This is a genomic window from Microbacterium shaanxiense (assembly GCF_054779995.1).
The window spans coordinates 366,720-391,233 of sequence record NZ_BAAGXE010000003.1 but is presented as its reverse complement, the minus strand read 5'-3'; the positions used below and the strand labels follow the sequence as shown (position 1 = coordinate 391,233).

The 24,514-nt window shown below is 67.6% G+C and carries 24 protein-coding genes; 14 read left to right on the top strand and 10 right to left on the bottom strand.

What is annotated here, in order from left to right; genetic code table 11:
- Nucleotides 1-14 precede the first annotated feature (14 nt).
- A complete protein-coding gene (locus ACYVG2_RS11430) occupies nucleotides 15-767 on the bottom strand; it encodes an SDR family NAD(P)-dependent oxidoreductase (RefSeq protein WP_460781085.1) in 753 nt (250 codons plus the stop codon).
- Nucleotides 764-1,624: a fumarylacetoacetate hydrolase family protein gene (locus ACYVG2_RS11425; RefSeq protein ID WP_460781084.1), complete on the bottom strand. Its 861-nt coding sequence runs from the start codon at nucleotides 1,622-1,624 to the stop codon at nucleotides 764-766. The genes ACYVG2_RS11430 and ACYVG2_RS11425 overlap by 4 nt, the downstream gene beginning before the upstream one ends.
- A gap of 125 nt (nucleotides 1,625-1,749) precedes the next feature.
- Here ACYVG2_RS11425 and ACYVG2_RS11420 point away from each other — a divergent pair, with 125 nt between their 5' ends.
- Genes ACYVG2_RS11420 through ACYVG2_RS11410 form a run of 3 tightly spaced genes read left to right on the top strand, consistent with a single transcriptional unit; the run spans nucleotide 1,750 to nucleotide 4,433 of the window.
- Entirely contained in the window at nucleotides 1,750-3,045 is a 1,296-nt protein-coding gene (locus ACYVG2_RS11420; protein WP_460781083.1) for an enolase C-terminal domain-like protein, read from the top strand.
- Nucleotides 3,032-4,003: an aldo/keto reductase gene (locus ACYVG2_RS11415; protein WP_460781082.1), complete on the top strand. Its 972-nt coding sequence runs from the start codon at nucleotides 3,032-3,034 to the stop codon at nucleotides 4,001-4,003. The genes ACYVG2_RS11420 and ACYVG2_RS11415 overlap by 14 nt, the downstream gene beginning before the upstream one ends.
- A gap of 10 nt (nucleotides 4,004-4,013) precedes the next feature.
- The gene (locus ACYVG2_RS11410) at nucleotides 4,014-4,433 is read left to right on the top strand and encodes an RbsD/FucU family protein (RefSeq protein ID WP_460781080.1); all 420 of its coding nucleotides are present in this window, start codon (nucleotides 4,014-4,016) and stop codon (nucleotides 4,431-4,433) included.
- A 3-nt stretch (nucleotides 4,434-4,436) separates the two neighbouring features.
- Here ACYVG2_RS11410 and ACYVG2_RS11405 read toward each other — a convergent pair whose 3' ends face one another.
- Nucleotides 4,437-5,309 (bottom strand): sugar phosphate isomerase/epimerase family protein, encoded by an 873-nt coding sequence (locus tag ACYVG2_RS11405; RefSeq protein ID WP_460781079.1) that lies wholly within the window; start codon nucleotides 5,307-5,309, stop codon nucleotides 4,437-4,439.
- 195 nt (nucleotides 5,310-5,504) lie between these two features.
- Between ACYVG2_RS11405 and ACYVG2_RS11400 the strand changes: the two genes are divergently transcribed.
- The 3 genes from ACYVG2_RS11400 to ACYVG2_RS11390 all read left to right on the top strand — a co-directional run bounded on the left by ACYVG2_RS11400 (nucleotide 5,505) and on the right by ACYVG2_RS11390 (nucleotide 9,119).
- Nucleotides 5,505-7,007: a sugar ABC transporter ATP-binding protein gene (locus ACYVG2_RS11400; protein ID WP_448964391.1), complete on the top strand. Its 1,503-nt coding sequence runs from the start codon at nucleotides 5,505-5,507 to the stop codon at nucleotides 7,005-7,007.
- Complete coding sequence (locus ACYVG2_RS11395) at nucleotides 7,007-8,038, top strand: ABC transporter permease (protein ID WP_448964392.1); 1,032 nt, start codon at nucleotides 7,007-7,009, stop codon at nucleotides 8,036-8,038. The genes ACYVG2_RS11400 and ACYVG2_RS11395 overlap by 1 nt, the downstream gene beginning before the upstream one ends.
- A gap of 73 nt (nucleotides 8,039-8,111) precedes the next feature.
- The gene (locus tag ACYVG2_RS11390) at nucleotides 8,112-9,119 is read left to right on the top strand and encodes an ABC transporter substrate-binding protein (protein WP_448964393.1); all 1,008 of its coding nucleotides are present in this window, start codon (nucleotides 8,112-8,114) and stop codon (nucleotides 9,117-9,119) included.
- Nucleotides 9,120-9,201: 82 nt separating this feature from the next.
- Here ACYVG2_RS11390 and ACYVG2_RS11385 read toward each other — a convergent pair whose 3' ends face one another.
- From ACYVG2_RS11385 to xylB, 4 genes are read right to left on the bottom strand one after another with little or no spacing between them, the layout of a single operon-like run.
- Nucleotides 9,202-10,161, bottom strand: a complete 960-nt coding sequence (locus ACYVG2_RS11385; protein WP_460781078.1) for a phosphotriesterase family protein — start codon at nucleotides 10,159-10,161, stop codon at nucleotides 9,202-9,204.
- Complete coding sequence (locus tag ACYVG2_RS11380; protein ID WP_460781077.1) at nucleotides 10,161-11,087, bottom strand: shikimate dehydrogenase family protein; 927 nt, start codon at nucleotides 11,085-11,087, stop codon at nucleotides 10,161-10,163. The genes ACYVG2_RS11385 and ACYVG2_RS11380 overlap by 1 nt, the downstream gene beginning before the upstream one ends.
- 10 nt (nucleotides 11,088-11,097) lie before the next feature.
- Nucleotides 11,098-12,048, bottom strand: a complete 951-nt coding sequence (locus ACYVG2_RS11375; protein ID WP_460781076.1) for a phosphoglycerate dehydrogenase — start codon at nucleotides 12,046-12,048, stop codon at nucleotides 11,098-11,100.
- Entirely contained in the window at nucleotides 12,048-13,655 is a 1,608-nt protein-coding gene (gene xylB, locus ACYVG2_RS11370) for a xylulokinase (protein ID WP_460781074.1), read from the bottom strand. The genes ACYVG2_RS11375 and xylB overlap by 1 nt, the downstream gene beginning before the upstream one ends.
- A gap of 99 nt (nucleotides 13,656-13,754) precedes the next feature.
- On the opposite strand from xylB, the gene ACYVG2_RS11365 reads away from it, so the two are divergent.
- Nucleotides 13,755-14,360, top strand: coding sequence for a glucose-6-phosphate isomerase family protein (locus ACYVG2_RS11365; protein WP_460781073.1), 606 nt, complete (start codon nucleotides 13,755-13,757; stop codon nucleotides 14,358-14,360).
- An 11-nt stretch (nucleotides 14,361-14,371) separates the two neighbouring features.
- On the opposite strand, the gene ACYVG2_RS11360 is transcribed toward ACYVG2_RS11365, so the two are convergent.
- On the bottom strand, nucleotides 14,372-14,902 hold the full coding sequence (locus tag ACYVG2_RS11360) for a CGNR zinc finger domain-containing protein (RefSeq protein ID WP_460781072.1): 531 nt from the start codon (nucleotides 14,900-14,902) through the stop codon (nucleotides 14,372-14,374).
- Between the two features lie 38 nt (nucleotides 14,903-14,940).
- On the opposite strand from ACYVG2_RS11360, the gene ACYVG2_RS11355 reads away from it, so the two are divergent.
- From ACYVG2_RS11355 to ACYVG2_RS11325, 7 genes are all read left to right on the top strand, one after another.
- A complete protein-coding gene (locus tag ACYVG2_RS11355; protein ID WP_460781071.1) occupies nucleotides 14,941-15,996 on the top strand; it encodes an EamA family transporter in 1,056 nt (351 codons plus the stop codon).
- 14 nt (nucleotides 15,997-16,010) lie between these two features.
- Nucleotides 16,011-16,376 (top strand): VOC family protein, encoded by a 366-nt coding sequence (locus tag ACYVG2_RS11350; RefSeq protein WP_460781070.1) that lies wholly within the window; start codon nucleotides 16,011-16,013, stop codon nucleotides 16,374-16,376.
- A 74-nt stretch (nucleotides 16,377-16,450) separates the two neighbouring features.
- On the top strand, nucleotides 16,451-17,119 hold the full coding sequence (locus ACYVG2_RS11345) for a GntR family transcriptional regulator (RefSeq protein ID WP_460781069.1): 669 nt from the start codon (nucleotides 16,451-16,453) through the stop codon (nucleotides 17,117-17,119).
- Nucleotides 17,116-18,633, top strand: coding sequence for an MmgE/PrpD family protein (locus ACYVG2_RS11340; RefSeq protein ID WP_460781068.1), 1,518 nt, complete (start codon nucleotides 17,116-17,118; stop codon nucleotides 18,631-18,633). The genes ACYVG2_RS11345 and ACYVG2_RS11340 overlap by 4 nt, the downstream gene beginning before the upstream one ends.
- Entirely contained in the window at nucleotides 18,633-19,535 is a 903-nt protein-coding gene (prpB, locus tag ACYVG2_RS11335; protein WP_448964404.1) for a methylisocitrate lyase, read from the top strand. Before ACYVG2_RS11340 ends, prpB begins: the two co-directional genes overlap by 1 nt.
- Nucleotides 19,536-19,538: 3 nt before the next feature.
- Entirely contained in the window at nucleotides 19,539-20,729 is a 1,191-nt protein-coding gene (locus ACYVG2_RS11330) for a bifunctional 2-methylcitrate synthase/citrate synthase (protein ID WP_460781067.1), read from the top strand.
- A 31-nt stretch (nucleotides 20,730-20,760) separates the two neighbouring features.
- Nucleotides 20,761-21,945: a thiolase family protein gene (locus ACYVG2_RS11325; RefSeq protein WP_460781066.1), complete on the top strand. Its 1,185-nt coding sequence runs from the start codon at nucleotides 20,761-20,763 to the stop codon at nucleotides 21,943-21,945.
- A gap of 12 nt (nucleotides 21,946-21,957) precedes the next feature.
- On the opposite strand, the gene ACYVG2_RS11320 is transcribed toward ACYVG2_RS11325, so the two are convergent.
- Together ACYVG2_RS11320 and ACYVG2_RS11315 are read right to left on the bottom strand one after the other, a co-directional pair.
- Entirely contained in the window at nucleotides 21,958-22,977 is a 1,020-nt protein-coding gene (locus ACYVG2_RS11320) for a LacI family DNA-binding transcriptional regulator (RefSeq protein WP_460781065.1), read from the bottom strand.
- 168 nt (nucleotides 22,978-23,145) lie between these two features.
- Entirely contained in the window at nucleotides 23,146-24,483 is a 1,338-nt protein-coding gene (locus tag ACYVG2_RS11315) for an ABC transporter substrate-binding protein (RefSeq protein WP_460781064.1), read from the bottom strand.
- Nucleotides 24,484-24,514: the final 31 nt, after the last annotated feature.

Below are 24,514 nucleotides of genomic sequence, written 5' to 3'. Positions count from 1 at the left end.
TCGAGCCCGCGCCCTTACGCGGGACGCGGACGCAGCTGCGCCATGCCGCCGTCGACCTCGATGAAGGTGCCTGTCGTCGAGCCGGATGCCGGAGAAACCAGATACAGCACGGCGCCGGCGACCTCGTCGGCCGAGACCAGCCGGCCGTGGGGCTGGCGGGCCTTCAGTGCGGCGCGCTCAGCGGCGGGGTCGGCCGCCGAATCGAGCAGACGCCCCACCCACGGGGTATCCGCCGTGCCGGGGTTCACGGCATTGACGCGGATGCCCTCGTGCAGATGGTCGGTCGCCATCGCTCTCGTGAGCGCCGAGACGGCGCCCTTCGACGCCGAGTACAGCGCGCGCTGCGGGAGGCCAGTGGTCGACGCGATGGATGCCGTGTTGCACACCGCTGCGGCGGGCGAATTGCGCAGCCAGGGGAGGGCGGCCGCGGTCACGCGTGCGATGCCGGTGACGTTGACCGACAGCACCCGTGCCCATTCGTCGTCGTCGTTCGCGCTGATGTCGCCCTGGGCGCCGATGCCGGCGTTGTTGATCACGATGTCGATGCGGCCGAACTTCTCGGCGACGGCCGCCACCGCAGCATCCACACTCGCCCGATCCGAGACGTCGGCCGTGAACGCGGCGAAGCGCCCGTCTGCGCCCGAGGTGTCGCGGTCTAGCACGGCGATCTGCGCACCGTCGGCGTGCAGCCGTGCGGCGATCGCGGCGCCGATGCCCGAGGCGCCACCGGTGACGATCGCGACGAGGCCCTCCAAGGTGCCGTTCATCGGGTCGCCTCCCATGCCACGAAGTTCTGCCGCTGGTGACCGAGGCCCTCGATCTCGATCTCGACGACATCGCCGGCCGCCAGATACGGGTACTTGCCGGACAGCGCCACGCCCTGCGGTGTGCCGGTGAGGATGAGGTCGCCGGGCTCGAGCGTGACGTACTGCGAGAGGTGGTGCACGATCGTGCGCACGTCGAAGATCATGTCGGACGTGTTCGAGTCCTGGCGGGATTCGCCGTTCACGAAGCTCTTCAGATTCAGGTCGTCCACATCGACCTCGTCGGGGGTGACCAGCCAGGGCCCGGTGGGATTGAAGCCAGGCGCGATCTTGCCCTTCGACCACTGTCCGCCGGAGACCTCGATCTGGAAGGTGCGCTCCGACACGTCGTTCGCGACGACGTAGCCGGCGATGTGGGCGTCGGCCTCCTCGGTGGAGTCGAGGTAGGCGGCACGTGCCCCGATGACGATGCCGAGCTCGACCTCCCAGTCGGTCTTCACGCTGCCCCGTGGGATCGTCACGTCATCGTTCGGCCCGACCACGGTGTTCGGCGTCTTCAGGAAGATGATCGGGATCGTCGGCGGCTCCGAGCCGGACTCCGCGGCGTGCGCGGCGTAGTTCATGCCGATGCAGATGACGGCGCTCGGGCGTGCGATCGGCGCGCCGATGCGGAGATCCGCTGCGCCCTCGAGCTCGGAGAGCTCACCCGCGGCGTGCGCAGCGCCCACGCGTGCACGGAAATCTCCGGCGAGGAAATCACCGTCGACATCGGATGTCACGGGCCGCAGATCGAAGTGACGATCACCATCGACCAGGACGGGGATCTCGGATCCAGGGGCGCCAAGCCGCGCGAACTTCATGGTTCTCCAGCCTCTCGGGGAAGCCGCCGTCCGGCGGCACGTCTGATTGACAGTATAGACATCCGATGTTTACACTCCAAAGGATCCGTGCAGAATCTTCGTGCTGCACGAGGAGAGGAATCCCCGTGAGCCGCGTCGTCGCACTCGACACCACCGACATCCGCTTTCCCACGTCATTGAGCCTCGACGGTTCAGACGCGATGAACCCCGATCCTGACTACTCTGCGGCGTACGTCGTGATCCGGACCGACGCGGGCGACGGTGTCGAGGGCCACGCGTTCGTGTTCACGATCGGTCGAGGCAACGACGTGCAGGTCGCGGCGATCGATGCGCTCGCCGGTCACCTGGTCGGCCGCGAGATCGAGCCGCTGCTGGATGACATGGGCAGCACGTTCCGCGACATCGTCGGCGACTCCCAGCTGCGCTGGCTCGGCCCCGAGAAGGGCGTGATGCACATGGCCATCGGTGCAGTGATCAACGCGCTCTGGGACATCAAGGCCAAGCGCGCCGGCCTGCCGCTGTGGCAGCTGCTCGCACGGATGACGCCGGAGGAGCTCGTCTCGCTGGTCGACTTCCGCTACCTCACGAACGCGCTCACCCCGGAGGATGCGCTCGAGATCCTCCGCGCCGGCGCGGAAGGACGGGAGGAACGCGAGGCCGAGCTGCTGGCCACCGGGTACCCGGGCTACACCACGAGTCCGGGCTGGCTGGGCTACTCGGACGAGAAGCTGGAGCGGCTCGCCCGCGAGGCACTGGCCGACGGCTTCACGCAGATCAAGCTCAAGGTCGGCGCCGACCTCGACGACGACATCCGCCGGTTCCGCAAGGCCCGCGAGGTCGTCGGCCCCGACTTTCCGATCGCGATCGACGCCAACCAGCGCTGGGAGGTGTCGGAGGCCATCGAGTGGGTGAACGCGCTCGCGGAATTCCATCCGACCTGGGTCGAAGAGCCCACCAGCCCCGACGACATCCTCGGTCACGCAGAGATCGCCAGGGCGATCGCCCCCATCCGCGTCGCGACGGGTGAGCACGCCCAGAACCGGATGATCTTCAAGCAGCTGCTCCAGGCGGAGGCCATCGAGGTCATGCAGATCGACGCCGTGAGGGTCGCCGGCGTCAACGAGAACATCGCCAACCTGCTGCTCGCCGCGAAGTTCGGCGTCCCGGTCTGCCCGCATGCCGGCGGTGTCGGGCTGTGCGAAGCCGTGCAGCATCTGTCGATGTTCGACTTCGTCGCAGTGACGGGCACCCGCGAGGGGCGACTGATCGAGTTCGTCGATCATCTGCACGAGCACTTCGTCGTGCCCACCGACATCCAGGGCGGCTCGTACATGGCGCCGACGGCTCCGGGGGCCAGTATGGAGATGAAGGCGGAGAGCATCGCGAAGTACACCTGGAAGGGCGCGCATGTCATCGACTGAGCTGCAGCTGCCGATGCTCGGCTATGGCGCCGCGAACGTCGGGAACCTGTTCCGAGAGCTCTCCGACGACGAGGCATGGGCGGTGCTGGATGCTGCGTGGGACAGCGGGGTGCGCTACTACGATACCGCGCCGCACTACGGCCTCGGACTCTCGGAGAGACGCCTCGGTGCGTTCCTGCAGACCAAGCCGCGAGACGAGTTCGTGCTCTCCACCAAGGCCGGGCGACTCCTGCGGCCGAACCCCGACCACGAAGGCGGCCTCGACACCGCGCACGACTTCTTCGTGCCGGACGACCTGCAGAGGGTGTGGGACTTCTCGGATGCCGGCATCCGCGCGTCTCTCGACGAATCCCGCGAGCGGCTTGGGCTGGACCGGATCGATCTCGTCTATCTGCACGACCCCGAACGTCATGATCTCGACCTCGCACTGGCGGAGGCCTTTCCATCGCTGGAGATGATCCGCGCCGAGGGCGCCGTACAGGCGATCGGTGTCGGATCGATGACGTCGGAGGCGCTGGCGCGTTCGGTGCGCGAGGCCGACCTCGACATCATCATGATCGCCGGGCGCTACACGTTGCTCGAGCAGCCGGCCGCGACCGAGGTGCTGCCTGCATGCCATGATCGCGGCACAGGAGTGGTCGCGGCATCCGTCTTCAACTCCGGCCTGCTCGCGAAAGCCGAGCCGACGCGCGACGGTCGCTACGAGTACGGCGGCGTGCCCGACGAGATCTGGGACAGGCTACAGCGCATCGTCTCCGTCTGCCGTGCGCACGAGGTGCCGCTGCCCGCGGCGGCCATCCAATTCCCCCTGCGCGACACGGCGACCCGGTCGGTCGTGCTGGGCAGCTCGCGTCCGGAGCAGGTGCGGCAGAACGCCGAGCTCGCAGCCCTCGCGATACCGGACGACTTCTGGGCAGAGCTCGTCGCCGATGGTCTCATCCCGGCCACCACTGATTGAGGAGGAACCGATGCTCGAAGGAATCAACCCGCTGCTCACCGGCGAGATGCTGCTGCACCTGGACCGCATGGGGCACTCGGATGCCGTCGTGATCGCGGATGCGCACTTTCCGGCCTGGGCGCTGGGGGAGCGCGTGATCGATCTGCCGGGCACGACGACTCCCGAAGTGCTGGCCGCGATCCGCACCGTGATCCCTCTCGACGATGCGCCCGGCCTCGACCTGATGGAATCCGCCGACGGCGAGGTGCTCGACGTGCAGCAGGAACTCATGCGTGCCGCGGGCACGGCCGTCGAGTCCACCCGGTTCGTCGAGCGCTTCGCGTACTACGAACTCGCCGCGCCCGCGTACCTCATGGTGCGTACCGGCGAGACGCGCAAGTACGGCAACGCGCTGCTGCGCAAGGGCGTCGTCGGGCACGCCTCCGCGTAGGGATCAGTGCCGATCGATGGTCTCGACCGCGTGCAATGCATCGCGGATGAACCGGTTCGCGTGCGCGGCGAGATCGTCAGAGTCCTGCCAGAGGTTGCGCCAGATGCCGAGCGTGTTGCTGAGCTCGGCGCTGACGACAGCCGACGAGAACGACTCGAACACGACAGGTCCGTCATAGGCGACGTCATGAAGGGCGCGGAAGAACGTCGCGAAGTCGACCGTGCCGGTGCCGAGGTAGCCGCGATGGCTGTCGCCGATGTGCACGTAGCCGAGCTTCCCTGCCTTCGCGACATCGTGGACGGGCTGGAAGAAGTCCGATTCCTCGATGTTCATGTGGTAGGTGTCCAGATGCACGCTGACATCTCCCGCGACGCCGTCGAGGAAGCCGAGCGCGCCGCGACCGGTGTTGAAGACGTTCGATTCGTAGCGGTTCACGACCTCGAGCGAGAGGCGGATGCCGCGCGCCGCGGCCGTCGATGCCAACTCGGAGATCGCCGCGCGGCTGTTCTCGATGCCCTTCGCGGTGGTCGGCGCCATGTACTTGCCCATCGCCGAATAGATCACGCCGCACAGCACGTCGCCGCCCATGGTCGCGACGTGGTCCAGGCAGCGGTCCAACATCGCGACGCCGGATGCGACGACCGCGGGATCCTCGCTCGTGAGGTCGGTCGCAGGGGTCAGCCCGAGCGATGCCGTCACCGCGAGGCCGTTGTCCTGCAGCATCCGCGAGGCCAACGCGGAGTCGAAGGCCGCGGCATCCATCAAGGGGATCTCCACGAGATCGAAGCCGGCCGTCCGCGTGCCCTCGATCGCGCGCCGCAGGCCCGCCTCGTCGAAGGTTCCGGTGAAGACCAGTCCGTGCGCGCCGATGAGCATGTGGGCTCCTCTCTCCTGCGCTCGCGCGCATCCGTGACGAAGTTGTTATTACAGGTCTAGCATGACAGCACGCGGATAGGTACATTTAGATACAACTTGCGTCAGAGTCGATGCTGATAGACAATTGATCCGATGTTTGATCGGATTCCCGTACAGGGGAGTCCGCCCCCGACCTTCAAGGAAGCAGGTGAGTACATGAGCGATCCCATCCTCAGGGTGGAAGGCATCAGCAAGGGCTTCCCCGGTGTCCAGGCGCTCCAGGATGTGCACCTCGAAGTGCACTCCGGCGAAGTGCTCGTGCTCGTCGGCGAGAACGGTGCCGGAAAGTCGACGCTCATGAAGATCCTGTCGGGGATCTACACCCGCGACGAGGGCACGATCACCTTCGAGGGCCAGGAAGTGGAGCTCACCAGTCCGCTGCAGGCGCAGCAGCTGGGCATCACGATCATCCATCAGGAACTCAACCTGATGCCCGATCTCACGGTGGCGCAGAACATCTACATCGGCCGGGAACCCACGTCAGCGCTGCTGCTGTCGGAGCGCCGGCTGAACAGGCAGACCGCTGAGCTCCTGCAGCGCCTGCACATCGATCTCAACCCTCGCCGGCTCGTGGGAGAGCTCACGGTCGCCGAGCAGCAGATGGTGGAGATCGCCAAGGCGCTGTCGTTCAACGCGAAGGTGCTCATCATGGATGAGCCGACGTCCGCACTGACGGACAGCGAGGTCGAGACTCTCTTCGTGCTCATCGAGCAGCTCAAGGCGAGTGGTACCGGCATCGTCTACATCTCGCACCGCATGGATGAGCTGCGTCGTCTCGCCGACCGCGTCTCCGTGCTGCGAGACGGCCGATACATCGGATCACTGGAGAAGAGCGAGATCAGCGTCCCGAAGATCATCGAGATGATGGTGGGGCGCGTGATCGACGAGGGAACCCGCCCGGAGGCACGTGAGCACCTCGGCGACCCCGTCGTGCTCGACGTGCAGGGCCTCACGACGAAGACACTGCTGAAGGACGTCTCCTTCCAGCTCCACAAGGGCGAGATCCTCGGGTTCGCCGGGCTCATGGGCGCCGGTCGCACCGAGACGGCTCGGGCCATCATCGGTGCGGATCCCCGAGATGGCGGCGTCATCCAGGTCGGCGGTCGCGCTGCGCGGATCAGCCAGCCGGCGGATGCCGTGAAGCTGGGCCTCGGCTACCTCTCGGAAGACCGCAAGCGCCTCGGCCTGATGCTCGAGCAGAGCGTCACGTTCAACACGGTCCTCGCCTCGCTCGACTCGTATGCGAACGGCATCGGCTGGATGGGCGACAGCAAGGCGAAGCAGCGCACGAAGGAGTACGTGCAGCAGCTGCGGGTGAAGACCCCGTCGGTCAACCAGGTCGTGAAGCTGCTCTCGGGCGGTAACCAGCAGAAGGTCGTCATAGCCAAGTGGCTCATGCGCGACTGCGACATCCTCATCTTCGATGAACCGACCAGAGGCATCGACGTCGGTGCCAAGGAGGAGATCTACCGGCTCATGCAGCAGCTGGCGGATGCCGGGAAGTCGATCATCGTCATCTCGTCGGAGCTGCCCGAGATCCTCCGCGTCGCGAACCGCATCGCCGTGTTCGCGAACGGTCGCATCACCGGAACCCTCCGCAACGAAGAAGCCAGCCAGGAGAAGATCATGCAACTCGCAGCCCACGGGGAGGAAGACTGATGAGCACCCCAGAACAGTCCGGATCGACGACGACCGTCATCCAGCAGGCCGTGAACGAGAACACCGACAAGCGCGACACCCGTGCGTTCCTCAAGCGACAGGTGCAGCAGTCGCTGGCCTTCGGCACGCTCGTCGTCCTGCTGATCTTCTTCTCTCTCGCGAGCCCGAACTTCTTCACGTTCAGCAACATCGCCTCCGTGCTGCTGTCGACAGCGGTCATCGGCATCCTGGCCCTCGGCACGACATTCGTCATCATCACCGGTGGCATCGACCTGTCGCTGGGAACGGGCATGGCGCTGTGCTCGGTCATGACCGGCGTGTTCATCACGAACATGGGGCTGCCGGTCTGGATCGGCGTCATCGGCGGCATCGCCACCGGTGTGCTGATGGGGCTGATCAACGGCTTCAACGTCACGTTCCTGCGGCTGCCGCCGTTCATCGCCACGCTCGCGATGATGATGATCGCCGGCGGACTCGCCCTGGTGATCTCCGGGGTCGCGCCGATCTACTTCTCGACTTCGGCACCGGACTTCAAGCGGATCGCGCTCGGCGCGATCATCCCTGGCATCCCGAACGCCGTGCTGATCACCGCCGTGCTCGCGATCATCGCGTTCCTGGTGCTCTCGAAGACGCTGCTCGGCCGATACACCTTCGCGATCGGCTCGAACGAAGAGGCCACGCGGCTGTCGGGTGTGAACACCCGGCGCTGGACGATCTTCGTCTACATGTTCGCCGGAGCCTTCACCGGCATCGCCGGCGTCGTCATCGCCTCCCGCCTCGACTCGGCGCAGCCGCAGATCGGAACCGGTTACGAGCTGCAGGCGATCGCCGCGGTCATCATCGGCGGCACGTCGCTGCTCGGCGGACGCGGCTCGATCATCGGCACCGTGATCGGCGCCCTCATCATGAGCGTGCTCGTCAACGGCCTCAGCATCCTGTCGATCCAGACCGAGTGGCGCAACATCGTCGTCGGCGTCGTCGTGCTCCTGGCGGTCTTCCTCGACTCGCTGCGCAACCGCCAGCGAACCTGATCCTCTCCCTCCCTATCCCTATCCACCACAGCGCCGACCGTGAGGCCGGCATCCACAGAACAATGGAGTTTCCATGCGATTTGGCAAGAAGACCGCATTCGCGGCACTCATGGCCGCATCCGCGCTCGTGATGGCGGGCTGCGCAGGCGGCGGCGACATCATCGAAGAGGGCGGCACCGACGGCGGGGGCGGAGGCGCCGGCGACGGCGAGATGTACATCGCGCTGGTGTCGAAGGGCTTCCAGCACCAGTTCTGGCAGGCCGTCAAGACGGGCGCCGAGCAGAAGGCGGAGGAGCTCGGCGTCGAGATCACCTTCGAAGGCCCAGCGGCTGAGACCGAGATCGCGCAGCAGCTCGAGATGCTCACGACGGCGATCGACAAGAACCCGGATGCCATCGCCTACGCCGCCCTCGACCCAGAGGCCTGCGTCGCTCCGCTCGAGCAGGCGAAGTCGAAGGACATCCCGGTCGTCTACTTCGACGCCCCGTGCAACGGCGACGTCGGCCTGAGCCTCTCCGCGACCGACAGCAAGGTCGCGGGAGCCCTGGCCGCAGAGCACATGGCAGAGCTGATCGGCGGAGAGGGTGAGGTCGCCATCGTCGGCCACTCCCAGATCAACTCGACCGGTGTCGAGCGCCGTGACGGCTTCGTCGAGAAGATCGAGGCCGACTACCCGGACATCGAGATCGTCGACATCCAGTACGGCGACGGCGACCACCTGAAGTCGGCGGACATCGCCAAGGCCATGATCGCGGCGCACCCTGACCTCAAGGGCATCTACGGCACCAACGAGGGCTCTGCCATCGGCGTCGTGAACGCCGTCGGCGAGCTCGGCCTCGAGAAGGGCAAGCTCACCATCATCGGATTCGACTCCGGTGCGGCGCAGATCGAAGCCATCAAGAACGGCACGATGGCCGGCGCCATCACGCAGGACCCGATCGGCATCGGCGAGCAGGTCGTCCAGGCGGCCTTCGACGCGGCCAACGGCGACTCCGTCGAGGAGTTCTACGACACCGGCTCCTACTGGTACGACGCCACCAACATGGAAGACCCCGACATCGCGGCGGTCCTCTACGAGTGATCTGACGCCTGCGTCAGACGGCCCCTCGCCTTCGGGTGAGGGGCCGTTCTCGTGCAATGGCACCCGTCGGGCTGGTCAGGCGTCAGCCGAGGTCGAGCAACCGGGCGGCGTTGGCGACCAGCATCCGCTCCACGGCATCCGCGCCGACGAGCGACCGCAGCCGCGGCAGATAGCGGTCACCGAGATAGGCGAGGCCGGGCATGCCGCCGTAAGAGATGTACCGGGTGCGGCGGGCGACGTCACCGCCGAGCAGGATGCGATCCGCACCTACCTGAGACACGACCTGCTCCGCCAGGGCGAGCAGCTCGGCATCCGACCGCGTGCGCGGTCGCGCGAAGCCGTCATATCCCAGGTACGCACCGCGCTCGGCGAGCGAGGCGTGCAGACCGGCATCCGGGTCCCGATCGGCGTGCGCGAGGACGACGCGATCGGATGCCACGCCCTCCGCCGCGAGCAGATCGAGCACCTCGTGGGCGGCGGTGCAGAACTCCAGGTGCACCATGATCGGCGCGTGCGTCGAGCGGTGCGCGACGGCCAGCGCCTCGAGCGTCGTGCGCTCGAAATGGCTGATCGACCAGTAGCCGATGCCGCCCTTGAGGATCCCCGCGCGCACCGGAGCACTCGTCGGGGTGCGGGCGATCCGCACGTCAGGGCTCTCGAAGATCTCGCCGTCGTCGGCGACCATGCCGGTGGTGACGTCGGAGACGAAGAGCGCGGCGAGCTGCTCGGCCGTCCACACCTGCATCGGATGCTCGTCGCCGTAGTGCGCTTCGCGGTGCCGTCCGGTCGTGGCGACGATGTGCAGGCCGGTCGCGACGCTGATGCGCGCGACCGCCTCGGGGTTGCGGCCGAGCCCGAACGGTGTGGCATCCACCATCGCGGCGAAGCCGCTGCCGTGCAGCAGGGCAGCCTCCGCGCCCGATGCGTCCTCGTCGTCCAGCTCGTCGCCGGGCAGCAGCGGCGTGACCTGGAACAGGTGCTCGTGGTAGTTCGTCGCCCCGAGCAGGGCCGGGTCGATGTCGCCGAGGACGGTGCGGATCATCAGCGCGCTGCCTCGGCGGCCTCCGCGAGCTGCTCCACGATCTCGGGGGTGAGGGTCAGCTCGAACACGTCGGCGACGACCTGCGACCAGCCGTGGATGAAGTAGCGCCACCCGTCGACGACATGCAGTCCACGGGCAGCCTCCTGCGTGCGTGCCTGGTGCAGGAACTCCAGCGAGCCGCGGTAGTTGAACTCCCACGCGTACGCACGCTCGGGGAAGACGACGTCGTCCGGCAGGGGAGAGCCGGGACGGTCCTTGCCGAGCCCGGTCGCATTGACGATGAGCGATCCGGGGGGCGCGGCGGCGGCGATCGCGGCGGCATCCTGCGGCGCATCAGTGCGCACGTACTCGATGAACCCCTCCCTCGTGCCGTGCTGGCGGTGCACCTCGCGCAGGTGCTCGAGCTTGGCGTCGCTGCGGGCGGTCACGATCACCCGCGAAGGGGCGTCCACCCGTTCGGCCAGGGCCCAACTGAGCGCGGTGCCCGATCCGCCCGCCCCGAGGATGACGACCTGTGCGCCGGTGTTGGTGAAGTGGTCGGCCGGCAGGAAGTCGTTCAGCGCGAGGTCGACCGTGATCGGATCCTTCGCGCGCCCGGACAGTCGCGCGCCGCGCTTGGCGATGCTGGAGATCTCCGAGCACGAGACGGCGAACGGGTCGAGCTCGTCGAACAGATCGGACGCCGCGGCGTACACATTCATCTTGTGCGTGGTGACGAGCGCGCCTCGATGGTGCGGATCGTCGCGGATCTGCTCGACCAGCGCGCGGTACTGCCCCGGTGCGGCGTCCATCGGCAGATCGTGCCCGATGAGCCTGCGGGTGGGCAGCCCCAGGATGTCGGCCCACAGCGGGAAGACCTTCATGATCGACGACGAGCCGGTGGTGACACCGACGAAGCCCATGTAGTCGGACGATGCAGCGGTCATGCGAGGCCTTTCAGCGAGTGACGGGGTGGGCGGGCGCGCGACCCGCGAGGACGGCGAGCACGTCGTCGAGTGACATGGAGCCCATGTTGTCGACGGCCTGCGTGGTCTGCGCGCCCAGGTGCGGTGTCACGATCACGCGGTCGGCGAGTTCGGTGGCGAGCAGAGGACTGGCGGATGCCGCGGTGTCGCCGTCGAGAGTGTCGGCGGCGTACCCGGCGAGCCGGCCGGCACTCAGCGCAGCCGCAAGGGCCGTCTCGTCGACGAGGTCGGGGCGCGCGGTGTTCACGATGATCGTGCCGGGCCGGATGCCGTCGAGCCGGTGCGCATCGATGAGACGCTGCCCGCCCGGCGCGTGAAGAGTGATGAGGTCGGAGTCGCGGAACAGTTCGTCGAGTCCGACGGGGACAGCGCCGAGTTCGCGGATGCGTGCTGCCGGCAGGAACGGATCCGAGGCGAGAACGCGCGGACCGAAACCGCTCAGCCGCTTCGCGACGCCCTGGCCGATACGGCCGAAACCCACGATGCCGACGGTGGACGCGCCGAGCTCGCGGCCGCGGCGGACGCTCCAGTCGCCACGGCGCACGCGCCGGTCGCCGTCGGGGATGGACCGGACTGCGGCGAGCATGAGTCCGATGGTGTGGTCGGCGACGGCATCCGCGTTCGCACCGGGGGTGTTGGTGACCGGGATGCCGCGGTCGCTCGCCGCGGCGAGGTCCACGGATTCGGTTCCGACGCCGTAGCGCGCGACGACCCTCAGGTTCGGTGCGGCGTCGAGGTGCGCGGCGGTGACAGGTCCGGTGCCGGCGATCCAGGCATCCGCTGCCTCGAGCAGCGGGGCGAGTGTCTGGAGCTCGTGGTGCGCTGGTCCTCGGACGATCTCGTGCCCGGCATCCGTCGCTCGCGCGATGAGATCGATGTCGCCGTCCGAGAAGGAGCGGCTGGTGGCGAGGATGATGCCCATCAGACTGCGCCGCAGTCGGAGTCGGCGGGTACGGATGTCAGCACGGAATCACGGATGTCGGTCGATTCCGTCGATTCCGACCGACGACTGTGCTTTTCGACTGACAAGTGTCCCGCCGAACCGGGCGCGGCGGCGAACCAGGGCGCCAGAGCATCGTAGGCAGCCGTGAAGCGGGCGTGCCGCGATGCGTACACGCTGTGACGTCCGGCATCCGGGACGAACTCGGCCGTCACCTCGCTGAGTCCGCGTGCGGTCGAGAAGTCGGCGAGGCCGAGTCCGACCGCAGCGGTGACCGCGGCCCCGAGGCTGTTCGCCTCTTCGACGATCGTGCGCCGTCGCACGGGTACGCCCCACACGTCGGCGAGGATCTGCAGCAGCGCGTCGCTCTGCGCGCCTCCGCCGACCGCGTCGATGCGGTCGATCGTCGCGCCCGACTCGCGGAAGGCGTGGATGCTGCTGAGCAGGTTGTAGCCGAGACTCTCCAGCACCGCGCGCACGAGGTGCTGACGGGAGTGGTGGCGACCGATGCCCACGAAGGCGCCACGTGCGTTCGGATCCCAGATGGGGGAGCGCTCGCCGAGAAGATACGGCAGGAAGTACAGGTCCTCGGTGTCGAGATCGCCGCCGGCTTCTGCGGCGAGGCGCGCGGTGTCCGGATGCTGCGGATCGGGCGAGAGCGCCTCACTGATCCACTGGATCGACGCGCCTCCGGCCTGCATCGTCGCGGTCGGCACGAACGAACCGGGAACGACGTTGTCGAACGTGAAGGTGCGCATGCGCGCGTCGATCAGCGGCGCGTGCGACGCGAACGAAATCCACGACGATGTGCCAAGGCACACGTACGCGCCGTCCTCCGGCGCGACGATGCCGGATCCGACGGCCGCCATCGGGCCGTCGCCCCCGCCCATCACCACGCGCACGCCGGTGTGCAGGCCAAGGGCGTCCGCCGCGGCATCCGTGAGCGTCCCGGCGATCGCCGTGGAATCCAGGATCTCGGGGAACAGTGAGCGGTCGAGGCCGGCCGCGGCCAGCACCTCGTCTGACCAGTCGCCGGTCTGCTGGTCGTAGGCGTTCGTGCCGGAGGCGTCGGAGCGGTCGGTCGCCAGGCGCCCGGTGAGGCCGAGCACGATGTAGTCCTTGGCGACGCAGAAGCGGCGTACGCGCGACCAGACGTCGGGTTCGTTGTCCCGCACCCACATGATCTTCGAGATCGAGTACGTCGGGTTGAGTCGATGGCCGAGCAGCCGGTACGCGTGCTCGGCGCCCAGCACCCGCTCCAGTTCGCGCTGTTGAGCGCCCGAGCGGGTATCGGCCCAGATGATCGCCGGACGCACGGGGCGTCCGTCCGCGTCGAGCAGCACCGCTCCCATCATCTGTCCGCTGACGACGAGTCCCTGCACCTCGGTCGAGTCGGTCCCCGTGCGCTCGAGCAGTGCGCGGGTGGCGGCGGCGACGGCATCCCACCAGTGCTGAGGATCCTGCTCGGCGACGCCCCCCGCTGCGAAGTGCGCCGGGTATCCGACGGTGGTCGATGCGATGAGACGGCCGTCGGCGTCGTGCAGCGAGGCCTTGTCGCCGGTGGTGCCGAGGTCGTGCGCGATGATCACAGTTCGTGCCTGCTTCGTTGGTTGCGGTTTCCTGATCGTGCTGATCTGGAGTATACCTGTAATTACAAGTCCTGTAGTTACAAGTCGTTGGAGATCATCGTGAGCACCCCATCCGCCGTGGACGTCCCCGCCCTGCTGAAGGTCTCGCCGCAGGGCGGCATCGAGGGGCGCTCGCGTCGCTACGAGAAGTATCTGGGCGACATGGACGGCGTCTACCGTGACGAGCGGGCCTGGCAGGATGCTGTCGGCGAGCGCGGCGCGGATGACTTGGTCTACTGGGTCGACGACCACCGCTATCAGGAGGGGCCGGGTGCCCTGATCGTCGGCACGAGCACGCTGCTGCCCGGTCGATACGGCGAGGAGTTCGCCGTGACACGAGGGCATCTGCACGCGGTGGCTGATCGGGCCGAGCTCTACTACTGCCTGAGCGGACGCGGCGTCATGCTGCTGGAGACGCTCGACGGCCAGACGTCAGCCGTCGAGCTGACGCCGGGACAGGCGGTCGACGTGCCGGGGCACTGGATCCATCGCAGCGTGAACGTGGGCGACGAGCCGTTCGTCACGCTGTTCTGCTACGCCGCGGATGCCGGACAGGACTACGCCGTCATCGCCGACGCCGGCGGTATGAAGAACCTCGTCGTCGCTGATGGCGACGGCTGGGCGCTCAGGGACAATCCGGACCACGTCGGATACCGCGCGGCCTGAGTCCGCGCCACTCACCGCTGCCGTGCGCGGTACGCGGCGACGGCGTTGCGATTCGTGCAGGCCGTGGAGCAGTAGCGGCGCGAGCGGTTGCGGGACAGGTCGAGGACGATGCCCTCGCACTCCTCGTCGGCGCATACGGCGAGCCGGCTGCCTTCCTCGGCGCGGACGACGTCGAGCAGGGCCATCGCGGTCTCGGCGAGGATGCGTTCGGCGAGCGGCCGGTCGTCTGCGACCGCGTGCAGGTGCCAGTCCGCGCTGTCGTGACGGACGACGTGGGCGTCGAAGGCCACATCCTGCAGGGCGCGGTTGATGCCGTCGACCATGTCGTCGCGGGGGGCGAGCAGCATCGTGCGAAGGCGCGGACGCAGGTCACGAAGGGCCGCGAGTTCGTCGGCGTCGCGGTCGATGCGCCCCGTGTAGGGGAACGCTGCCAGGAACTCTTCGACGTCCGTCCCCGACGTGAGCGTGTCGGGTGCTTCGGCAGTGTTCACCAGATGCACTGCGGCGCGTAGCGCTTCGACCGTGTCATCTGTGAAGAGCATATTGACACCTTACAACGATGCCGATAGCGTCATCGATCATGGGTGGTTTGACAAATGACAGGCGGCCGCAGTCCGGCCTGAGGCTCGGGCTCCCGCTGGCGATCGGCGCGGCGTTCGCGTTCGGGATGTCCGGCGCCTGGGCGCGCGGTCTGATCGATGCCGGGTGGACGCCCGGTGCGGCGGTGACCGTGCGGATCTGGGTCGCGGCTCTCGTGCTGCTCATCCCGACGATCGTCGCGCTGCGCGGTCGGTGGCGTCTGCTGCTCCGCAACGCGTGGACCATCGCGGCGTACGGACTGCTCGCCGTCACTGCCACGCAGCTGTTCTACTTCCAGGCCGTCGCGGTGATGGATGTCGGACTCGCGCTGCTCATCGAGTACACCGCGCCGATCGCCGTGGTTCTGTGGCTGTGGATGCGAAGGGGCGAGAGGCCCACCCGCCGCAGCATGCTGGGCGCGCTCATCGCGTTCATCGGGCTCGTGCTCATGCTCGATGTGCTCTCCGGGAGCAGCGTCGACGTCGGCGGCGTGCTCTGGGCGTTCGGCGCCATGGTGGGAGCGGCCGCCTATTTCATCCTCTCCGCGAAGAGCGACACGGGGCTCCCTCCGCTCGTGCTCGCCGGATCAGGCCTCTTCGTCGGCGCGATCGGGCTGACTCTCGCCGGCCTCGTCGGCATCGTTCCGATCGCCTGGAACACGGATGACGTCACCTACCGGTTCGGAACCGTCCCGTGGTTCGTGCCGGTGCTCGCTCTCGGGATCATCGCGACCGCGCTGGCGTACGTGCTCGGTATCGCGTCGACGCGACTGCTGGGTTCGCGTCTCGCGTCATTCATCGCGCTCGCCGAGGTGGTCGCCGCGCTGCTGTTCGGATGGCTGCTGCTCGGTCAGCTGCCGAACCTGCTGCAGGCCTTCGGGGCGGCCCTCGTGCTCGCCGGAGTGGTGGTCGTCAAGCTCGGCGAACCGGTCGCGGCGGACGCCGGCGACCCGGTGCTCGCCCCGCCCGGTGAACAGTTCGTGGATGCTCTTGCACGCGACGAGCCGGCGGACGAAACTGGCCGTGCCGGTGCTCGCACGGGCCCGGACCACTCGTAGGAGAGGACGCCGACATGGCGCACGGAGACATCACCCACATCGACATCCCGGTGAGCGACATGGAACGGGCCAAGGCCTTCTACTCCGGGCTGTTCGGCTGGGAGATCGCGGAGATCCCCGGCTTCGAGGACTACCCGATGTGGCAGGCGCCGAACAAGATCAGCGGGGGAGGGCTCGCGCCGCGCAGCGCCGAGTTCGCGCAACCGCGCTCTTACGTCGAGGTCGACTCGATCGATGAGACCGTCGCCGCCGCTGTCGAGGCCGGCGCGACCGTGCTGATGGAGAAGCAGCCGATCAGCGAGACGAGCTGGTGGGCGGTGATCGGCGACCCCGACGGCAATTCGATCGGGCTGTACGAAGGCGTGACCGACGCCGGTTGACATTTTTGTATACCGTGAGAGTGCAGTTCGGCCCGAAATGAGTCGACTTCGCGAATTGTGTATACACTAGCCGTGTGAGTACCGCAGTCGAGCGAACCAGGGCCAGTGATCGCGCCTACGCGACGCTGCTCGAGGAGATCCAGTCCGGCGAGCTCGCCCCTGGTACGGTTCTGGCCGAGGTCGAGCAGGCCGCCAGGCTCGGTGTCAGCCGCACCCCGCTGCGAGAGGCGCTGCAGCAGCTCAGCGCCGACGGGCTGGTGCAGCAGCAGTCACCGCGGGTCACGGTTGTGACCGACATCGATGCCGACGACATCCGATCGCTCTTCGAGATCCGTCGCGCGCTGGAGGAGTCGGCCGCCCGCCTCGCGGCACAGCGCGGCGACGCCGAGCTGTTCGCGGCGCTCGCCGCGGAGTTCGCGGCAGCCGGAGCATCCCTCGACGCCGCCACCGGCCGCGCCGACTACTACGCACTCATCGCCCGATTCGATCGGGCAGTGGATGCCGCAGTCGACAACGACTACATCGCCGCGGCACTGCGCACCGTGCGCACGCACCTCGTCCGCGTGCGCCGGCTTTCGCGCGACAATCCCGCCCGGCTCTCCGCATCCGTCGCAGAGCACCGGCTCATCGCCGAAGCCCTCGCGGAACGCGACGGCGATCTCGCCGCCCACGCCACGCACGTGCATCTGCGCAACGCCCTCACCAGCATCCTCGACAGCATCCAGAACGAAGGACAGTCATGACCGTCACCCACCACGTCCGCGTCTACAAGAGCGAAGAAGACCTGCCCCGCGAGGACCAGCTCGCCTGGAAGATCGCTGAGGTCGCCACGGATGCCGTCGAGGTCGAGCAGGACGTCGTCGACATGATCATCAACCGCATCATCGACAACGCCTCCGTCGCCGCGGCCTCGCTCACCCGCGGCCCGATCATCGCGGCCCGCGACCAGGCGTTCAGTCATCCGGTCTCGACCGGAGGGAGCGGAGCGACCGTGTTCGGCGCCCCGCTCGACGCGCGCACCAGCCCCGAGTGGGCGGCGTGGGCCAACGGTGTCGCCGTGCGCGAACTCGACTTTCACGACACGTTCCTCGCGGCCGAGTACTCGCACCCCGGCGACAACATCCCGCCGATCCTCGCGGTCGCTCAGCACGTCGGCGCCGACGGGCGTGCACTGGTCCGCGGCATCGCCACCGGCTACGAGATCCAGGTCGATCTGGTGAAGGCGATCTGCCTGCACAAGCACAAGATCGACCACGTCGCCCACCTCGGGCCGTCCGCCGCTGCGGGCATCGGCACCCTTCTCGGCCTCGACGCCGAGACCATCTATCAGGCCGTGGGCCAGGCACTTCACACCACGACCGCGACCCGGCAGAGTCGCAAGGGTGAGATCTCGACGTGGAAGGCGCACGCCCCGGCCTTCGCCGGCAAGATGGCCGTCGAGGCCGTCGACCGCGCCATGCGCGGCCAGACCAGCCCCTCGCCGATCTACGAAGGCGAGGACGGCGTGATCGCATGGATGCTCGACGGCAAGGACGCCGCGTACGATGTGCCGCTGCCCGCCCCAGGTGAGGCGAAGCGCGCGATCCTCGACTCGTATACGAAGGAACACTCCGCCGAGTACCAGGCGCAGGCGTGGATCGATCTCGCGCGCAAGCTGCACAACGAGGGCGTCGACACGTCGAAGATCTCCTCCGTCGTCCTCCACACGAGCCACCACACGCACTACGTGATCGGCTCCGGCGCGAACGACCCGCAGAAGTACGACCCGACGGCCTCGCGCGAGACACTCGACCACTCGATCCCGTACATCTTCACCGTCGCGCTGCAGGACGGATCGTGGCACCACGTCGACTCGTACGCGCCGTCGCGCGCCGGCCGTGCCGACACCGTCGAGCTGTGGAACAAGGTGACCACGCTCGAGGACGCCGAGTGGACCCGTCGCTACCACTCGAACGACATCGCCGAGAAGGCGTTCGGCGGTCGAGTGGAGATCACGTTCACGGATGGTTCCACGCTGGTCGACGAGATCGCCGTGGCGGATGCCCACCCGCTCGGCGCCAGGCCCTTCGCCCGTGAGAACTACATCAACAAGTTCCGCATGCTGGCTGAACCTGTGCTGTCGCCTGAGGAGATCGCGCGGTTCCTGTCGCTCGTGCAGCGCCTGCCGGAGCTGTCCGCCGCTGAGGTCGCCGAGCTCTCCATCATCGCGAAGCCGGGTGTCGTGGCATCCGAGCCGGCGACGAAGGGGCTGTTCTGATGCTGTACTCCCACACCACGCCTGCCGAGAAGCGGCGCCTGTTCCGCGAGCGCCTCGCGACAGGCGAGCTGCTGCGGTTCCCTGGGGCGTTCAACCCGTTGAGTGCGAAGCTCATCGAGCAGAAGGGGTTCGAGGGCGTCTACATCTCGGGCGCCGTGCTGTCCGCAGACCTCGGCCTGCCCGACATCGGATTGACCACGCTCACCGAGGTCGCCGGTCGCGGTCAGCAGATCGCCAGGATGACGGAACTGCCGGCCATCATCGACGCCGACACCGGCTTCGGCGAGCCCATGAACGTGGCGCGTACGATCCAGACCCTCGAGGATGCCGGTCTCGCCGGAGCCCACATCGAAGACCAGATCAACCCGAAGCGGTGCGGTCACCTCGACGGGAAGGCCGTCGTCGATTCCGATACAGCGGTCAAACGCATCCGCGCGGCCGTCGATGCACGGCGCGATGAGAACTTCCTCGTCATGGCCCGCACCGACATCGCCGCCGTCGACGGGCTCGAAGCCGCGAAGGATCGCGCCAAGGCGCTGGTGGACGCCGGTGCCGACGCGATCTTCCCCGAGGCGATGCGCTCGCTCGAGGAGTTCGCCGCGATCAGGGCGGCAGTCGACGTGCCGATCCTGGCGAACATGACCGAGTTCGGCAAGAGCGACCTGTTCTCGGTCGATCAGCTGCGTGACGTCGGGGTCAACATCGTCATCTGGCCGGTGTCGATGCTGCGCATCGCGATGGGCGCGACCGGCCGTGCACTCGATACGCTGAAGGAAGAGGGGCATCTGACCTCGAAGCTCGGCGAGATGCAGCACCGCGCCGACCTCTACGACCTCATCGACTACGAGTCGTACAACCACTTCGACTCCGGCGTCTTCAACTTCACCATCACGAAGGAGTGAACCATGGCTGACATCGAGATCAAGAAGGGCCTCGCAGGGGTCGTCGCCGATGAGACGGCGATCAGCAAGGTCAACCCCGAGACGAACAGCCTGCTCTACCGCGGATACCCGGTGCAGGAGCTGGCCGCGACGCAGTCGTTCGAAGCGGTCGCGTACCTGCTGTGGCACGGCGAGCTGCCGAGCGCCGAGCAGCTGGCGGAGTTCCGCGCGGCCGAGCGCGCGAACCGCGCCCTGCCCGCCGAGGTGAAGGACGCCATCGATCGGCTGCCGCTGGATTCGCACCCGATGGACGAGGTGCGCACCGCCGTCAGCGTGATCGGCGCGATCGAGACGGCCGGCATCAGCAACGTCCTGGACGCCGTCGGCACCCCGGAGGAGAATCTCGATCGCAGTCTGAAGCTGTTCGCCGTGCTGCCGGCGATCGTGTCGTACGGCCAGCGCCGTCGCCGCGGCGAGGAGATCGTCGAGTCGCGTGACGATCTCGACTACGCGGCGAACTTCCTGTGGCTGACGTTCGGTGAAGAGTCGGCGCCGGTCGTGGTCGACGCGTTCAACCGCTCGATGATCCTGTACGCAGAGCACTCCTTCAACGCGTCGACCTTCACGGCACGCGTGATCACCTCCACGCTCAGCGATCTGCACTCAGCGGTCGTCGGCGCGATCGGCGCGCTGAAGGGCCCGTTGCACGGCGGCGCGAATGAAGCCGTGATGCACATCTTCGACGAGATCGGTTCGGCGTCCGAGGTGTCCGGCTGGCTCGACACCGCGCTCGCCGAGAAGCGCAAGATCATGGGCTTCGGGCACCGCGTCTACAAGCGCGGCGACTCGCGAGTGCCGACCATGAAGGCCGCGCTCGACACGCTCGTGGCGCATTACGACCGCAAGGACGTCGCCGACCTCTACGAGACGCTCGAGAACGAGTTCGTATCGCGGAAGGGCATCTACCCGAACCTCGACTACCCGTCCGGACCGGCGTACAACCTCATCGGCTACGACACGCTCACCTTCACGCCGCTGTTCATCGCGGCGCGCATCACGGGCTGGACGGCGCACATCATCGAGCAGCAGGCGTCGAACGCGCTGATCCGCCCGCTGTCGGCGTACAACGGCCCGGATGAGCGGCACATCGCGGAGTACGAGCCGGACACGGCGGCGATCGAAGTGCTCGAGCGGCCGGAAGAGGCGGCGGGCTGACCCGGCCGAGTTCCGTCCACAAGGGAGAATCATGACGAATCGCAGCGAAGCGGTCCTGGTCGACATCGTCCGCACCCCGGTGGGACGAGGCAAACCGGGTGGTGCATTGAGTGACGTGCATCCCGTCGACCTCGCGGCCGGGGTCCTGACGACGATCCTCGAGCGCAACGGCCTCGAATCCCGCCAGATCGACGATGTGCTCCTCGGATGCGTCAGCCAGGTCGGCGACCAGTCGATGAACATCGCCAGGCAGGCGGTGCTGGCTGCCGGATTCGACGAGTCGGTACCGGGCGCGACGATCGACAGACAGTGCGGATCGAGCCAGCAGGCCGTGCACATCGCGGCCCAGGGCATCATGGCCGGAGCCTACGACGCCGTGCTGGTCGGCGGAGTGGAATCGATGAGCAGGGTTCCGCTCGGATCATCAGCCGTCGGAGGCTCGCCGATGTCGCCGCGACTGCGCGCCCGCTACCCGGACGGGCTCGTGAATCAGGGCGTCTCCGCCGAACTGATCGCGCATCGCTGGGGCTTCGGCCGAGACCAACTCGACGAGTATGCGGCCGAGTCGCACCGCCGCGCCGCGCAGGCCTGGGCGGACGGATTCTTCGGCAGCACGGTCGTCGCCATCGACGAGGCACCGGATGCGCGCACCGACGAGACCGTGCGCCCAGGAACGACCGCCGAGAAGCTCGCCGGTCTTCAGCCCGCGTTCCGCACGGATGCTCTCGCGGCACGGTTTCCCGAGGTCGAGTGGGCCATCACGCCGGGCAACTCCTCGCCGCTCACGGACGGCGCATCCGCCGCCCTGCTGATGAGCGCGGAGCGCGCCGAGACTCTCGGGCTCCGGCCCCGCGCACGGTTCCACGCGTTCTCCGTGGTGGGCGACGATCCGATGATGATGCTCACCGGTCCGATCCCTGCGACGCGCCGCATCCTCGAACGCGCGGGACTCACGATGAGCGACCTCGACGCGTACGAGGTGAACGAGGCCTTCGCCTCCGTTCCGCTCGCATGGGCTGCAGAACTGGGGGCGGATGCTGCGAAGCTGAATCCGCGTGGAGGAGCGATCGCCCTCGGCCACGCGCTCGGCTCATCCGGCACCCGCCTGCTCGGCACGCTCGTCGACCACCTCGAGGCCACGGGTGGCCGCTACGGGCTGCAGACCATGTGCGAGGGCGGCGGCATGGCCAACGCCACCATCATCGAACGGCTCTGAGCAGCCGCAGAGCTATCGCCCGTTGCCGGAGAATCCGGTCGACTCCCGCCGGATGATGCGGAAATCGGGCTTGATCGTGCGCGGGGGCCGGCGCACGCCCTTCTCCGCGATGCGCTCGATGAGAAGGTCCACCGCCGTCGCGGCGATCTGCTCGCTGCCGACGTCGACGCTCGACATGGAGGGGACCGAGAAGCGGGATTCGTCGATGTTGTCGAAACCGATGACGGCGACATCGCCGGGCACACTCAGGCCGGCTTCGCCCAGTGCCCTCAGGGCACCCAGTCCCAACGTGTCGTTGAGGGCGAAGACGGCGTCGAACGGGATCTTCTCGTCGATCAGCTCACGCGTGGTCGACGCTCCGGTCGAGTGGTTCCAGTGCTCGCTGGACCGGATGAGCCGCTGGTCGATCTCGATCCCCGCACCCTGCAGGGCGAGCAGGTACCCGTTCAGGCGCAGGCTGGCCGAGCTGACCTCGGTGCCGCGCTCCGGTTCGGCGCCGATGATCGCGATCCTCCGGCGTCCGATGTCGAGGAGGTGCTCGACCGCCGCGCGGGCCGACGATGTGTTGTGCATCGCGACATGGTCCGTCGGGCCGTTGAAGATGCGCTCGCCCAGCAGCACCAGCGGGAAATCGGTGCTCAGCGATTCGGCGTCCTTCTGGCCCAGAGCGGAGGGGCTGAACATCAGCCCGTCGGTGAGTCGGAGGCGGCCGCCGCTGACGACCTGAAGCTCGCGCTCTCGATCGCCACTTGTCTGTTCGACGACGACACCGAGGCCCCGAGCATCCGCCGCACGGATGATCGCGTCGGCGAGCTCGGCGAAGTAGTTCTCGCGCAGTGCCGGCACGGCCAGCCCGATGACCCCAGTGCGGCCCGAACGAAGGCCGCGTGCCGACAGGTTCGGTCGATAGTCCAGCTCGTCGATGGCAGCCTGCACCCGATCACGTGTGTCGGGGCGGACGTGCGGGTAGTCGTTGATGACGTTCGAGACCGTCTTGATGGAGACGCCGGCGAGCTGTGCGACGTCGTGCATCGTCGAATCCATCGGTCCCGCCCATCGCCACCACTGCCGCCGTTGTTCTCACTCTAGTCATGCCGTCGTGATCGACCGGGATAACGACGGCCGTGCCGCGGAGAATCAGGCGAACGGCGGATGCGGGCGGGCGAATGATCGCCCGCCCGCATCCGGAATCGCCTCGGGCTACTGGCCCAGTTCGTTCAGCACGGTCTCCTGCGCCTGATCGAGGGCGTCCTCGGCCGGAGTGCCGCTCTCATAGATCTCGTTGAGAGTGACGGTCCGGAACTGGTTGTCCACGGTGGGCAGGTTCTCGTTGGAGAACGACTCGAAGTGGCCGATGCCGTCCTTCACCGAGTTCAGCACGTCGAACAGGTTCGTCTGGAAGTACTTGTTGAACTTGTTGTCCGGGTTGTGCGTGACCGCGTCGTCCTCCCAGACCGACATGTTGACCGGGTCGAAGCCGAGGACCTCCCACACCGCCACGTTGGCGTCGAGGGACAGCTTCGTGAAGGCGAGGAACTCGCTGGCGAGCTCCTTGTTCTCGCTGGCCGCCATCACCGTGGTGCCGGTGCCGCCGCCACCGATCGTGAGCACATCCGAGCCTTCGATCTGCGGCGCGGGAGCGATGGCGATCTTGCCGGCCAGGTCGGGCATGTAATCGACGAAGCGCGAGGTGTACCACGCCGGGTAGACGATGGCCGCGTAGTCGCCCTTGTTGATCGCGCCGAAGGCCTCTTCGCTGTCGGGGCTGCCGCCGGGGATCGTCGAGATCGCGCCGGAGTCCTTCATGTCCTGGAACATCTGCATCGTCTCGACGACCTCGGGGCTGTTCACGGCGGGAGCGCCGAGGCCGTCGTCCTCGAAGAGCTGTCCGCCGTTCTGTGCGATCGCCAGCGGCTCGGTGAAGTACACGCTCGTGCTCGCGACGCTGAAGGCCTTGTCGGTCGCCTCGTTGTACTCGGCTCCGGCCGCGGCGAAGTCCTCCCAGGTCTTGATCGTCGTGTAGTCGATCCCCGCGCCCTCGAGCAGCTCGGTGTTGTAGAAGGCCACGAACGCGCCGACGTGCGTCGGGTAGCCGTAGATCTTGCCGTCCCGGCTGTACAGGTCGAGTCGGGCCTTGACGATGTCGTCGGCGTAGGGGGCTGCTGCCTCCGTCAGATCGGCGAGCGGCGGGTTGTCGCCCTTGACGAAGTTCGCGAACTTGCCCACTTCGATGTCGGCGAGGTCGGGAAGGCCCTGGCCGGAGTTCACGGCGAGCAGCAGCTTGTCGTGCATGTCCTGGTACGGGTAGACGGTGAGGTTGAGGTCGACGGCCTTGTCGGGGTTCTCCTCGTTCCACTTCTCGGCCATCTCTTCGTAGACCTGGCCGTGGAGCTCGGCGAACACCCACATCTCCAGCTCGGTGGCTCCGCCTTCGCCTTCGCCGCCGCCGTCCGACTGGCCACCGCTCGTGCAGCCGGAGAGAGCTCCGACTACCAGCCCTGTCGCGATCGTTGCGGTCAGAATCCTTCGGATTCGCATGGTGATACTCCTGACTGTGTGTTGGGTACTG

Bases quoted from the DNA above. Each gene is read 5' to 3' on its own strand.
- ACYVG2_RS11425 (WP_460781084.1), bottom strand. From the start codon at position 1,624: ATGAAGTTCGCGCGGCTTGGCGCCCCTGGATCCGAGATCCCCGTCCTG.
- ACYVG2_RS11430 (WP_460781085.1), bottom strand. From the start codon at position 767: ATGAACGGCACCTTGGAGGGCCTCGTCGCGATCGTCACCGGTGGCGCC.
- ACYVG2_RS11410 (WP_460781080.1), top strand. From the start codon at position 4,014: ATGCTCGAAGGAATCAACCCGCTGCTCACCGGCGAGATGCTGCTGCAC.
- ACYVG2_RS11350 (WP_460781070.1), top strand. From the start codon at position 16,011: ATGGCGCACGGAGACATCACCCACATCGACATCCCGGTGAGCGACATG.
- ACYVG2_RS11375 (WP_460781076.1), bottom strand. From the start codon at position 12,048: ATGGGCATCATCCTCGCCACCAGCCGCTCCTTCTCGGACGGCGACATC.
- ACYVG2_RS11400 (WP_448964391.1), top strand. From the start codon at position 5,505: ATGAGCGATCCCATCCTCAGGGTGGAAGGCATCAGCAAGGGCTTCCCC.
- prpB (WP_448964404.1), top strand. From the start codon at position 18,633: ATGCTGTACTCCCACACCACGCCTGCCGAGAAGCGGCGCCTGTTCCGC.
- ACYVG2_RS11405 (WP_460781079.1), bottom strand. From the start codon at position 5,309: ATGCTCATCGGCGCGCACGGACTGGTCTTCACCGGAACCTTCGACGAG.
- ACYVG2_RS11395 (WP_448964392.1), top strand. From the start codon at position 7,007: ATGAGCACCCCAGAACAGTCCGGATCGACGACGACCGTCATCCAGCAG.
- ACYVG2_RS11330 (WP_460781067.1), top strand. From the start codon at position 19,539: ATGGCTGACATCGAGATCAAGAAGGGCCTCGCAGGGGTCGTCGCCGAT.
- ACYVG2_RS11390 (WP_448964393.1), top strand. From the start codon at position 8,112: ATGCGATTTGGCAAGAAGACCGCATTCGCGGCACTCATGGCCGCATCC.
- ACYVG2_RS11340 (WP_460781068.1), top strand. From the start codon at position 17,116: ATGACCGTCACCCACCACGTCCGCGTCTACAAGAGCGAAGAAGACCTG.
- ACYVG2_RS11355 (WP_460781071.1), top strand. From the start codon at position 14,941: ATGGGTGGTTTGACAAATGACAGGCGGCCGCAGTCCGGCCTGAGGCTC.
- ACYVG2_RS11415 (WP_460781082.1), top strand. From the start codon at position 3,032: ATGTCATCGACTGAGCTGCAGCTGCCGATGCTCGGCTATGGCGCCGCG.
- ACYVG2_RS11385 (WP_460781078.1), bottom strand. From the start codon at position 10,161: ATGATCCGCACCGTCCTCGGCGACATCGACCCGGCCCTGCTCGGGGCG.
- ACYVG2_RS11325 (WP_460781066.1), top strand. From the start codon at position 20,761: ATGACGAATCGCAGCGAAGCGGTCCTGGTCGACATCGTCCGCACCCCG.
- ACYVG2_RS11320 (WP_460781065.1), bottom strand. From the start codon at position 22,977: ATGCACGACGTCGCACAGCTCGCCGGCGTCTCCATCAAGACGGTCTCG.
- ACYVG2_RS11360 (WP_460781072.1), bottom strand. From the start codon at position 14,902: ATGCTCTTCACAGATGACACGGTCGAAGCGCTACGCGCCGCAGTGCAT.
- ACYVG2_RS11315 (WP_460781064.1), bottom strand. From the start codon at position 24,483: ATGCGAATCCGAAGGATTCTGACCGCAACGATCGCGACAGGGCTGGTA.
- ACYVG2_RS11380 (WP_460781077.1), bottom strand. From the start codon at position 11,087: ATGACCGCTGCATCGTCCGACTACATGGGCTTCGTCGGTGTCACCACC.